Origin of the sequence: Amycolatopsis sp. NPDC021455 (genome assembly GCF_040640995.1) — a bacterium.
In the GTDB taxonomy this organism is placed as follows: Bacteria; Actinomycetota; Actinomycetes; order Mycobacteriales; family Pseudonocardiaceae; genus Amycolatopsis.
The window spans coordinates 25,549-37,524 of record NZ_JBFACT010000002.1; the positions used below are offsets into that span (position 1 = coordinate 25,549).

At 71.3% G+C, this 11,976-nt stretch carries 9 protein-coding genes; 2 read left to right on the forward strand and 7 right to left on the reverse strand.

Annotated features, from left to right (window positions below):
• Position 1: 1 nt before the first annotated feature.
• The 6 genes from mdlC to AB0G28_RS03185 all read right to left on the reverse strand — a co-directional run bounded on the left by mdlC (position 2) and on the right by AB0G28_RS03185 (position 8,667).
• The gene (gene mdlC / locus AB0G28_RS03160) at positions 2-1,588 is read right to left on the reverse strand and encodes a benzoylformate decarboxylase (RefSeq protein WP_361082424.1); all 1,587 of its coding nucleotides are present in this window, start codon (positions 1,586-1,588) and stop codon (positions 2-4) included.
• Between the two features lie 109 nt (positions 1,589-1,697).
• The gene (locus tag AB0G28_RS03165) at positions 1,698-3,347 is read right to left on the reverse strand and encodes a S53 family peptidase (protein ID WP_361082425.1); all 1,650 of its coding nucleotides are present in this window, start codon (positions 3,345-3,347) and stop codon (positions 1,698-1,700) included.
• A 167-nt stretch (positions 3,348-3,514) separates the two neighbouring features.
• A complete protein-coding gene (locus tag AB0G28_RS03170; protein ID WP_361082427.1) occupies positions 3,515-4,468 on the reverse strand; it encodes a hypothetical protein in 954 nt (317 codons plus the stop codon).
• Positions 4,469-4,511: 43 nt separating this feature from the next.
• A complete protein-coding gene (locus AB0G28_RS03175; protein WP_361082429.1) occupies positions 4,512-4,763 on the reverse strand; it encodes a hypothetical protein in 252 nt (83 codons plus the stop codon).
• A gap of 478 nt (positions 4,764-5,241) precedes the next feature.
• A complete protein-coding gene (locus AB0G28_RS03180) occupies positions 5,242-5,919 on the reverse strand; it encodes a copper homeostasis protein CutC (RefSeq protein WP_361082431.1) in 678 nt (225 codons plus the stop codon).
• A gap of 12 nt (positions 5,920-5,931) precedes the next feature.
• Positions 5,932-8,667, reverse strand: a complete 2,736-nt coding sequence (locus AB0G28_RS03185) for a nitrate- and nitrite sensing domain-containing protein (RefSeq protein WP_361082433.1) — start codon at positions 8,665-8,667, stop codon at positions 5,932-5,934.
• A 187-nt stretch (positions 8,668-8,854) separates the two neighbouring features.
• Between AB0G28_RS03185 and AB0G28_RS03190 the strand changes: the two genes are divergently transcribed.
• Both AB0G28_RS03190 and AB0G28_RS03195 read left to right on the forward strand, forming a co-directional pair.
• Entirely contained in the window at positions 8,855-9,820 is a 966-nt protein-coding gene (locus AB0G28_RS03190; protein WP_361082435.1) for an ABC transporter substrate-binding protein, read from the forward strand.
• Positions 9,821-9,878: 58 nt separating this feature from the next.
• The gene (locus tag AB0G28_RS03195) at positions 9,879-11,264 is read left to right on the forward strand and encodes an FAD-dependent monooxygenase (protein ID WP_361082437.1); all 1,386 of its coding nucleotides are present in this window, start codon (positions 9,879-9,881) and stop codon (positions 11,262-11,264) included.
• Here AB0G28_RS03195 and AB0G28_RS03200 read toward each other — a convergent pair.
• Positions 11,261-11,893 carry a hypothetical protein gene (locus tag AB0G28_RS03200; protein WP_361082439.1) on the reverse strand — a complete coding sequence of 211 codons (633 nt, stop codon included), beginning with the start codon at positions 11,891-11,893 and terminating at the stop codon, positions 11,261-11,263. The two genes, AB0G28_RS03195 and AB0G28_RS03200, sit on opposite strands and share 4 nt — an antisense overlap.
• Positions 11,894-11,976 lie beyond the last annotated feature (83 nt).

The following is an 11,976-nucleotide window of genomic DNA, read 5'->3' on the forward strand; positions in this document are numbered from 1 at the left end:
TTCAGTACGAAAGCGCGTGGGTCGGCGCGACCCGGACGTGCACCAGCGTCGGGCGCGGGTCGGCGAGCGCGGCGGCGAGGCCGGCCGCCAGGCCGGACGGCTCGGTGATCGTCACCCCCTGGCAGCCCATGCTGCCCGCCAGCGCCGCGAAGTCGATGCCGCCCAGCTCGGTGCCCGGCAGCTTCGCGCCGCCGAGGGTGTCGCCGAGGAGACGGACGGCCGCGTATTCCGAGTTGTCGAAGATCACGAACGTCACCGGCAGCTGCTCGCGCGCCGCCGTCCAGAGACCCTGGATGCCGTACATGCTCGAGCCGTCGCCGACGACGGCGACGACCTTGCGGTCCGGCCGGGCGAGCGCCGCGCCGACCGCGCCCGGGATGCCGTAGCCGAGCGTGCCGCTGGCCATCGTCAGGAACCCGGAACCGGTCGAGGTGATCGGCAGGTGCTCGTGCAGCATCCCGCGGTGGCTCGGCGCCTCCTCGACGACCAAGGCGTTGTCCGGCAACAGGTCCGCGAGCGTGGCGTAGAGGAACTCGCCGGTGAGCGTCGCACCGCTGGGCTTGGCGGGCCGCGGCCGCGGCGCCGGCGCGGGCCGCGTGCTCCGCTCGACGACGTTGAGCAGCGCGCGGATGCCCAGCTTCGGCGTGGCGCGGATGCCGGTGCCTTCGAAGGCGCGGGCGAGGATCTGTTCGTCGTCGCTGAGGATGAACAGCGGCGGCAGCGGAGCGTCCCCGCGCCCGCGGTCGACGTGGTAGGTGAAGGCGGGCGCGCCGAGCACGAGAACGAGGTCGTGCGCGGCGAGCGCGTCGGCGACGGCGCCGCGTTCGGGCTCCAGGAACCCTTGGAACAGCGGGTGATTCTCGGGGAACGAGCAGCGGTAGGACATCGGCGCGGCCCAGACGCCGGCGTTGAGGCGTTCGGCGAGCGCGACGGTTTCCGGGACGGCGCTGTCCTGGTCGACGGCTCCCCCGACGACGATCGCCGGCCGTTCGGCGGCTTCGAGCGCGGCGTTGAGCTCGTCGATGGCCTCGGGATCCGGTGCGAAGCCGCGGACGCGGGGCCGCGAGACGACGGGCCGTTCGGTGGGGGCGGTCCAGTCGTCGGCGGGGACGGACACGAAAACCGGACCGGACGGCGCCTGCGTCGCGATGTGGTAGGCCCGCGCCAGCGCGGCCGGAACGTCCTCGGCGGACGCGGGCTCGATCGACCACTTGACGTACGGCTTCGGGAACTCGGCGGCATCCATGGCACCGAGGAAGGGCTCGTGCGGCAGCAGCGACCGGACCTGCTGCCCGGCGACGATGATCAGCGGCGACCGGTTGCGGTAAGCGGTGAAGAGGCTGCCGAGGCTGTGCCCGACCCCGCCGGCGGAGTGCAGGTTGACGAGCACGGCCTCCCGCGTGGCCTGCGCGTAGGCGTCGGCCATCGCGACGACGACGGACTCCTGCAGGCCCAGGACGTAGTCGAAGTCGTCGGGCCAGTCGGTGAGGAACGGCACCTCGGTCGTGCCGGGGTTGCCGAACACCGTGGTGAGGCCGAGTTCGCGGAGCAGTTCCCGGGTGGCGTCCAGCACCGTGCGCTTGATCATGCGGACAGGCTAACGCTTAGTTTTGCGAAGTAAAGCCCGCAAGCGGCCGCAGAAACGAAAGCCGGGGCCGTTCGCGGAATCGCGACGGCCCCGGCCCGTTTTCACGTACTCAGCCGATCAGGCCCGACAGCCCGCTCGCCTTGAACGAACCCCAGCCCGTCACCTGGTCGTACCCGGTCCCGGCGCTGAAGCCGGTCGTGCCGTGGAGGGTGTTGTTGCCGGTCGTCACGTCGTGGAAGCCCGTCGTGTACGAGGACCCGTTGCCGATCGAGTAGAACTTCGGGTTCAGGTTGCCCAGCGCGCCGCCGTGAACCTGGTTCTGCAGGGCCGCGAACCCGGCCCACAGCGGGGTCGCGCCCGACGTGCCGCCGACCGTTTCCCAGCTGCCCGCCGAGTAGATGTAGTAGCCCGACGTCGGCGAAGCGTCCGCCGCGACGTCCGGCACCTTGCGGTACGTCGTGCTCTGCGAGGACTGCCACGAAGGCGCCGTGAAGACCGTCGAAATGCCACCGCCGGTCGAGCCGCCGCTGTTGCCGTCGTTCCAGGTCGACTCGCTGCTGTAGCCGTTGGACGACGTCACGTTCAGCTTCGTGCCGCCGACGCCCGTCACGTTCGGGCTCGACGCCGGGAAGTCGACACCCTTCGCCGTCGAACCCGTCTGGCGGTAGCAGTCGGTCGTGCCGTCGTCGCCCGCGGCGGCGAAGTACGAGATCCCCTCCGCGGTGCCGGTCGCGACCGCGCTGCTGACGCTCTTCGCCGCGCTCGAACCCTCGGCGGCTTCGCAAGCGCCCCAAGAGATCGAGACCACGTCGACCGTCGCGTCCGACGCGATCTTCTGGTACATCGCCAGTTCGCCGGCGCTCGAGTTCGGCGCCTCGTAGACGTAGTCGTTCGCCGCGGCGGCCACCGCGTGCACGACCTCGATGTCGAGCTCGACCTCGACCTGGCCGTCACCCGGCGACGAGTCGTAGTTCGCGCCGCTGACCGGCACCGTCGTCACCGAGCCCGCCGAGAGCCCGTAGGTGCTGTCGTACTTGGTGATGTTCGACTTCTGGTACCCGTCGAACTCGACGAAGCCGACGTTGACGCCACTGCCGGTCGCCGAAAGGCTGCTGGTGCCGTAAGCGGTTTTGAGCACCGCCGGCGTCGCGGACTTGACGACGTTGGGCTTGGCGAGCGGCTTCGACGAGTGCGTCCGCACGGCGTGGTCGTCGAGGCCGACGACGTTGCCCACGACGTCCGAGAGACCCGCGGGCACGGCGGGCGCGGCGTCGTTGGCGAAGAAGTCACGCCCGGAAACCCGGTCGTGGTAGGTCCCGATCCGGGTGCGGAACGCCGATTCGAGCTGCGCCGCCGAGCCGGTGAACGTGATGGCCTGCCGGTTTCCGGAAACCTCGATCCCGGTGGCGCCCGATTTCCCGAGGAATGAGACGACCTTGTCGACGTCGGCTTGAGTCGGACCGAACCGGGCATTGAACTGCGCCGGGGTCAGGAAGTGGTGATATTGCGGCGAAGCGGGATTCTGCACGTCGGCGAGGAACTTTTCCAAAGCCTGCTGGTTGTGCAGTTTCAGCGAAAGCGCGGCGGTGATCGGCCGGTCGGCCGCGACGTCGCCGGTGCGGTCGCTGTTGACCAGCGGCGCGGCGTTGTCAGCCAGCGTGACCAGGGGTTCCGGCGCGGCGGCGGCCGGGACGGCCACGGCGAGGCCGAGCAACGCAGGCAGCGGCACAGCGGCCGCGACGAGCTTGCGCAAGCGCATGGGGAATTTCCTCTCGGCGGTGGGGACCGGGCCTGCGCGGAATGCTCGCCGCAGGTTGCCGAGAAGCATAAGAAGCCATGATCACGCCAAGGAACCTACTTTTGTCTGGCGTTCGGACGGATCCCATTTTCATTTTCCGAAAGGTTTACCATGCCATGAGATACCGATTATTGTCCGGAATGCCCGACGCGTTCGATGATTTCACGGGCGCGCGAGTCGCCAGGGAACCGGTGGGCCGCGGCCGACAACGTCCGCAGCCGTTGCCGCGTCCTCGGTGACCGCAGCGAACCGGCCAGCTCGATCGCCTCCCTCCCCGCTTCGGCGGCGACGTCGAGATCGCCGTTCAGCGCGTGCACCGTGGCCAGCCAGATCACGGTCAGGGAGCGGCTGCGGGCCATGTCCGGCCCGTACCCCGCGATCGCGTCGGTGAGCGCCGGGATCCCGGCGCGGCCGTGCCGGACGTCGACCACCTGTGCCAGTTCGGCGTGCACCGTGCCGATCATCGCCGCCAGGTCCGTGACCCCGAAGAAGGCCGCCCACGGTTCCGGTTCGACTCCTTCGGCGGCGGCGAACTCGGCACGAGCCCGGCGCAGGTGCGCCAGGGCGGCCGGGACATCGGCCTTCATCGCGCACGCCCACGCCTGGTTCGCCGAGAGGATCGCCTGGGCCAGCTTGGAGTGCGCCAGCAGCGCCGACTCCTGTCCCTGGGCGAACTCCGCGAGTGCCGCGTCGACCGCGCCGTAGTGCAGGTGCAGCCGCCCGGTGCGGTAGTGGATGTTGGCCTGCAGGCCGTTGCTGCCGCCTTCGACGGCCAGTTCCAGCGCCCGCGCGAACGCCTCCAGCGCGGCCTCGGGGTGGTCTTCGTCGAAGTTCGTCCAGCCGGCGAGGTTGTACATGTCGGCGACGGCGGTGCAGAGCCGGACCATGACGGCCTCCCGCATCGTGCCGCTCAGCAGGTCGACGGCACCCGGCAACTGCGCTTCGATGTCTTCTCTGCAGGACCCGCCGCCACGGCGGTAGTCACGAGCCCTCAACTCGGCGACGGCGTCTTCCAGTCGCCGCACGTCGGCGAGACCCACGCGGGCACCACGCGGATCGTCCCGCCCTCCACTGCCGGTCATCGCAGCCCTCCGTCCGTAGAGGGCCGCCGTGGGCAGCCCTCGCTCATTCCCCTCCGGGCCAGGCCGGCGCCTGCTCCTTCGGGGGGTGGGCACCGGGCAGGACCCCGGTGGCGGTCAGCACCACGCCGGTGGCGGTCTCCGCGATCTTCACGGCGGCCAGGAGGCCGGTGAGGGCGAGCGAGCCGCCGAGGCCCAGCCGGGCGAACTCGTCCTCGGCGGGTTCAGCGGTCGCGGATCGCTTGTCGGGGGTCCGGGTGGCGGAGCCCCCGGCTCGGGGCGAAGCCCCGGTTGTCACAGCTCCGCGTTGACGCGGTATCTCGCCGGTCACGATTCGACTCTTCGGCTTGCCGCGGACGCATTCTGGCGATACCCACGGGGAATCAGCCGTTCCCAGGCGACCGAAACCCACCGGATGGTCGCCGACCTGGTTTCCTGATGGCTTCTCATCGAATTGATCGCGAACCGAATACGCGCGCCCACAGCGCCGCCTCCCGCGCTAGCGAAGGATTCTTGGCCTCGTCGGGACAGGCCACCGCCACCCGTCACCTGTCGTGCCACCAGCGGAAATCGCCATTGTTTCACGACTTCGAAACCACGATAGCCAGCGCCTGCCACAGCTTCAGCCCCCAAGCAGACCAACAAGCAGTACAACCCGGTGATTGCACGTGCAGGTGCACACCCGAGCATCGACCGGCATTCGCAAGACTCGAATGAATTTTCATTTACGACCGATTCCGGGGGAATGAAATACTGGTATGACCGGCCGCTGTGGATCAGTTCTTGACGAGGTCCACCCAGGTGCGCACCGTTTCGGCGTCGACGGGCGCCTGCCAGCCGCCGGGCCGCACCGCGCCGCCGACATGGAACCCACGCACGCCGCCGGCGCGCAAGAGGTGCACCTGCTGGGCACGCAGGCCTCCGCCGACGAGCAACTCCGGCCCGCTCTCGCGCTGCGCGAGCCGCTGCAGCACCGAAAGCCCGCTGGCGACGCCGTTCGGGTGGCCGGCGGCGAGCACGGTGTCGCACCCGAGCGAGGCCAGCTGGTCGTACGCGCGCACCGGGTCGCGGGTGCGGTCGATGGCGCGGTGGAACGTCCAGGGAAGGCCGTCGATCTCCTTGATCAGCGCCTCGCAGGCGTCGAGGTCGATCTCGCTGTCGACGTTGAGGAAGCCGAAGACGAACTCGCGCGCGCCCGCGTCGATCAGCCGGGCGGTGTCCGCGCGCAGCCCTTCGAGGTCGCCGACGGCGAAGGAACCGTTGTCCCGCAGCATGACCCGGACCGGGAGGTCGGTCGCCGACAGCACGTCACGCAGGGTTTCCACCGACGGCGTCAGGCCGTCCTGCGCCATGTCCGTGACCAGTTCGAGGCGGTCCGCCCCGCCCGCCTGCGCGCCTTCGGCATCCGCCGCGTCCAGCGCGATCACTTCCAGCAGGGGCGTCTTCGAGCTCATGCCTCATCCGTTTCACTGGTTCCGGGTGTCGTCTCCCCTCGCGTGCCGCCCTCGCCGGAAGCCGCCTTGAAGGCTCGTCATCCGCTCGCGTACCGCTTCCGGGGAAAGAGAGAGTATCGGCCGCTGCGCCGGCACCGCTCCCGGGCTCGCCGCGGAATCGATGGTCTGCAGGAACGGCCAGGTGTCCTCGGCGCCGTCCTCCTGCTCCAGTTCGGCCGGGCTCGGCCACTGGTAGTCGGGTTCGATCGCGGCGGGCGGCGCGACGGGCGCGAGCTGCGGTTCGGTGTCCTCGTCGTCCGGGTTCGGTTCGGCCACCACCGGATCGGGCGACGGCTGCGGCGACGGCGGTGGTGGTGGTGGTGGCGGTGGCGGCGGTGGCGTGGCGAGGGCGTGCCGCGGCTGGGGTTCGGCGGGCCGCGGCTCCTCGGCGACCGGGAGCGGCTCCACCGGCCGCCGCGGCTGCTCGGGCGCCGCGGACGCGTCGAACCAGCGGGACAGGACGTCGCGGTAGGCGGGCATCCGCTCGGTCGGCGCGTCGAGGTCGAGGTGGACGTCGCCGTCGGCGGCGGGCCATTCCGGCGGGTGCTCGCGCTCCACCACCGGGGCCCGGCGCGGCGGGCCCGCCTCGATCGACGGCGGCGTCAGCTCTTCGGGCTCCGGCTCCGGCGGTTCCGGTTCCGCCGGGGTGAGCGGCGCGAGCGGGGCCAGCAGTTCGGGTTCCACGTCGGGAGTGCGCTGCGGCTCGGCGGGCGAGGGCGGCGCGGGCATCGGCGGCAGCTCGACGATCAGGCCGGCGGGCACCAGCACGGTCGCGACGAGCCCGCTTTCCGCGCCCGGGCTCAGGCTCACGTCGATGCGGTGGCGCGTGGCCAGCGTCGCGACGACGAACAGGCCCATCCGGCGCGACACCTCGACGTCGACGTCCGGCGGGTGCGCGAGGCGCGCGTTGGTGCGGTCGATCTCGGCCTTCGGCATGCCGGCGCCGTGGTCGATGATCTCGATCTGCCAGTCGCCGTCGTGGGTTTCGGCGCTGGCCACGGTGACCGGCTCTTCGCCGGAGTAGCGCGTCGCGTTCTCCAGCAGCTCCGAAATGACGTGCACGAGGTCGTTGACGGCCTCCCCGCGGACCGCGACCTGCGGCGCCGGGCCGAGCTCGATGCGCTGGTAGTGCTCGACCTCCGAGAGCGCGGCGCCGATGATCTCGTCGGCCGAGACCGGGCCGGCGTCCTCGCGCGCCGAGTCCTGACCGGACAGCACCAGCAGGTTCTCGCTGTTGCGCCGCATCCGCGTCGCGAGGTGGTCGAGTTCGAACAACCCCGCCAGGGTGTCCGGGTCCTGCTCGTCGGCCTCCATCCGGTCGAGCACCGACAGCTGCCGCTCGACGAGGTCCTGGCTGCGCTGCGAGAGGTTGACGAACATCGCGTTGACGTTCTCGCGCAGCATCGCCTGTTCGCCGGCGAGCCGCACGGCTTCGCCGTGGACGGCGTCGAACGCGCGCGCCACCTGCCCGAGCTCTTCGCGCGTGAACACCGGCACCGGCGCGACGGCGAGCCGTTTCCGCAGGTTTTCGGGGGCGGGCTCGGGATCGGTGAGCAGGTTCTGCACGGCGGCGGGCAGCCGGTGCTCGGCCACTTCGAGAGCCGTCCGGCGCAGGATTCGCAAGGGGCGCAACAGGGACCGCGCGATGACGACCGACAGCACGCCCGCGACGAGCAGGACGCCGAGCACCACGCCGCCGTCCCAGAGCGCGGCCGTGCGGGCTTGCGCCGCAAGGGCGTCCGTGCGTTCCTGCAACTGGACCAGCAGTGCCTGCTGCACTTGGTGGGCGAGGTTCACCGTGTGCGTCGCCGAGACGTCCCACTGGTTCGGGTCCAGACCCGAGAGGTTCTGGCCGTTTTCGGTGCGGGTGAGCGCGGATTCGACCATGTCGTTGCCGATGTCGACGACCAGGCCGATCACCGTGTCGTCGAACATGCGCTGCTGTTCGGGCGTCGCGAAGGTGCGGTAGTCGCTGCGTGCGGCGGCCAGCTCGGCTTCCGCGCCGAGCAGGGCACGCGTGCGGTCGCGGTCGAGGGTGCCCGCGGCGAGCGCCTCGGCCATCACCGCCCGCTTGACCGACATCTGGTCCTTGATCCGGGCGAGTGCGTTGCCCGCCAGCCGCATCCGCGCGAGTTCCGGGTCGGAGACGTCGGCGGCGGCGGAGTCGCTGATGTCGAGCAGGCCGGAGATCAGCTCGCTGTAGGAGCGCAGCACGGCGTCGGCGGGGAACGCCGAATGCTCCGCGGAGTACCGGAGGCCGCCGAGGACGCGCAGCCGGTCGTCGGTCTGCTGCAGGCTTTCGGCGGCCTTCGCGTCGAGCCGCGGCTTGCTGTCGCCGAGGGTCCGCTCGAACTTGCCGATCGCCTGGTCGACGCGGTTGCGCTGGGCGGTGAGCTCGGCGGTGTCGCCCTGCCGGTTCTGGGCGACGAACCGGACGGTGAGGTCACGCTCGCGCTGCAGCTCGTGCAGGGCTTCGGCGACCGTGCTGTCGACGCGGCCGCGCGTGGCGAACTCGGCGAGCTGCTGGGCGTCACGCAGGTCCGAGCTGATCCGCAGGCCGACGAGCGCGATCACGGCGAGCGCGGGGATCAGGAGGACGGCGAAGAGCTTCGTGCCGAGGCGCCAGTTGCGCAGCCGCCACCGGCCGCCGGCCGGACGTGGTCCCGCCGCGTCGCCGCCCTTGCGGGGACGCTTGTCGCGACGGGTCACCTGGTTTCCTTTTCCGCCGCGGGCGGGAACCCGCGGATCGAACGACACCTCGAACCTACTGGACGGTAGCCCGCCCCATGGAGATCCGAAAGCCGCGCTGGCACGATACGGCCCTGCCCGCGATCGTATGGGGCCTGGACCATACGATCCAGCACGAGAACCAGATTCTCGCGGTAGGTGAAGGTTCATGATCAGACGCGGACGGACGATTCCGCTGGTAGCGGCGCTTCTGGCGACCGCGGGCTGCAGCGTGTTCTCTTCCGGCGGCTCCGCGGCTCCGCCGCCGTTGGAGCGGACCACCCTCCGCGTCGGAGTGGGCAACGCCATCGACACGGCCCCGCTGCGGATCGCCGTGGCGGCCGGGAAGTTCGGTTCCACGGGGCTGAACGTGCGGCTCGTCGAGCTCGGCGCCGACGACGGGCTGGCGAAGCTGGCCTCCGGCGACCTCGACGTCACCTTCGCCTCCGACATCGCCATGTTCCGCGCCGCGGCCGGCGGGGCGGCGTTGCAGCTGCAGGGCGAGGCCTACACGTCCGGGCCCAACACGATGGCCCTGGTCACGCTGCCGGACTCCGACTACACCGTGCCGACGGGGAAGAAGGCGCCCAAGATCGCGGTGAACATGCTCGACGACGTCGGCGCGCTCGTCGCGCGTTCGGTGCTGGGTACGGCGGGCGTGGACGAGACGAAGATCAAGTTCACGGCGGTGCCGTTCGACCGGATGCCGCCGGCGTTGCAGGCGGGCGACGCCGACGCGGCGCTCATGATCGAGCCGTACATCACCCGCGCCGAGAAGGACCTCGGCGCGCACATCCTGGCCGACGGCGCCCGCGGTTCGACGCTCGACTTCCCGCTGTCCGGCTACGCGTCCACCAAGCCGTTCGCGCAGGCCAACCCGCGTACGCTCGCGGCGTTCCGCACCGCGCTGGGCACGGCCCAGCAGAGCGCGACGGACCCGGCGACCGTGCGCGACGCGCTGCCGAAGTTCTCCGACATCGACCCGACGACGGCCGCGCTGATCTCGCTCGGCTCGTACCCGGCGTCGCTCAACGGCATCCGGCTCCAGCGCGTCGCCGACCTGATGCACAACTCCGGCCTGCTGGCCAACCGCCTCGACGTCCAGGCCCTGCTGCCCGACCGGGCGGGTTATTAGCTACCGCGAAAACTGCACTTGGTCTACTTTTGCACTCAGTCTACTTGAGGAGTGCGCGATGACCGACGTCCTGATCGCCGGAGCCGGCCCGACGGGCCTGATGCTCGCCGCCGAACTCGCCTTGGCGGGAGTCGGGGTGACGGTCCTCGAACGCCGCGACGGACCGGGGCTGCCACGGCCGGTCGGCCTCCAGCCCCGCACCGCCGAGCTCCTCGACATGCGCGGCCTGAACCCGGCCGCCGAGCAGGTCGACGGCCCGAGCGGCCACTTCGCCGGCTTGCCGGTCCCGCTCGACTACGGCGTCTGGCGGACCCGCCACCCACGCGTGCTCAACCGGACCCAGGACGACGTCGAGGCGATGCTGGCCACGTACGCGCTCGAGCAGGGAGCGGTACTTCGACGCGGCCACGAGGTGAGCGCCGTCGACGTCGACGCGGACGGCGTGACCGTCGACGGCATCCGGGCGCGCTGGCTGGTGGCCTGCGACGGCGCGCACAGCACCGTCCGGCGACTGCTCGGGGTGCCGTTCCCCGGCCGCACGGAAACCTACGTCGCCACGCTCGCGCACGTCCGGCTCGCAACGGCGTCCGACCTGGTCCCGGCGCGCGCCGCGCACTTCAGCCAGGTCACCCGGCAGGCGAACGGCTACTGGTCGATGCTCACCCCGCTCGGCGACGGCGGCCACCGGTTCGTGTTCGGCTCCACGGCGAAGCAGCCCGGCCGCGACGCACCGGTGTCGGACACCGAAGTGACCGAAGCGCTGACGGCCCTGTACGGCGCCGAAACGCGGCTAGGCGAGGTGTACGGCGCTTCGCGGTTCAACGACGCGACGCGGCAACTGGAGCAGTACCGCCACGGCCGGGTCCTGTTCGCCGGCGATGCCGCGCACATCCACCCGCCGCTCGGCGGGCAGGGGCTCAACCTGGGCGTGCAGGACGCGATGAACCTCGGCTGGAAGCTGGCCGCGACGGTCCGCGGCACGGCGCCGTCCGGGCTCCTGGACAGCTATCACCTCGAACGCCACCCGGCCGCCGAGCGCGTCCTGCGGCACACGGCGGCGCAGCGGGTGTTCACGGCCCCGGACCGCGGCGAGAACGTCGAGGCGCTGCGCGAGATCGTCATCGACCTCATGCGGCTGCCGGACGCCAACCACTACTTCAGCGGGCTGCTGTCGGGCCTCGGCCTGAGCTACCCCGGCGCGCACCGGGTCCCGGACCTCGACCTGGCGACGGCGTCCGGGCCGGCGCGGCTCTCGGCGTTGCTGCGGAGCGGCCGCGGGCTGCTCCTCGACCTCGGCGACCACGGCACACCGCCCGGCTTCACCGGCCAGGTCGATTTCGTCCGCGCGAGCACCGGCGACGCCGAGTACCGCGGCCGGCTGCTGCTGGTCCGGCCGGACGGCTATACCGTCGATCCGGCCGGCCTGACCAGGTGGTTCGGCTAGATGTTCTCGCCCGACCTGATCAAGCAGACCGTGCGGGACGGCGGGCCGGCGTAGGAGAGCACCTTGTCGGCGCCCGTGCAGTCTTCCTCCTGGCCGAAGCCGGGCAGGATCCGGACGCGCTCCTCCGCCGCCGGATCGGTGCAGCTCAGCTTGTCGATCGCGGTCTCGTCTTCGACGTTGCGCACGCACTCGCCGGATCTGACGTTCAGGGCCAGGCACAGCGTCTCGCCCTCGCCGGAGCCGAGCCGGAACCGGACGTAGTCGCCGGCGGCGCACGGGATGGCCCCGTGGTAGGTGTTCTCGACCTTGAACGTCGCGCTGTCCGAACTGCAGCCGGCGCGGTGGTAGGCGAGCTTGCCGCCGGTTTCGTGCGTCAGGTACAGGCAGTCGCCGTTCGATGGCGTGCCGTAGCGGCCGAGCCCGCTGATGGCCAGTGCCCCCAGCGCGCCGAGGCCCAGCGCGGCGACTACGCACGCGAACAGCGTGACCCGCACCTTCGTGCCGAACCAGTGCGGAATCGGTGCCTGCTGCCCCGGAGCCGGCGGCATCGGGGCGGGCGGTGCCGGGGCGGCTGGTGCGGCGTAGTCCGGAGTCCGGAACGGGTTGTCGTCGGACGGTGGTGTGGTCAACGTGCCCTCCAGAGATCCCCTCGGCACCTCGTCCCACCGGCGGACCGCGACGGGAGCGGACCGGAGCGAGGCACGTATAACAG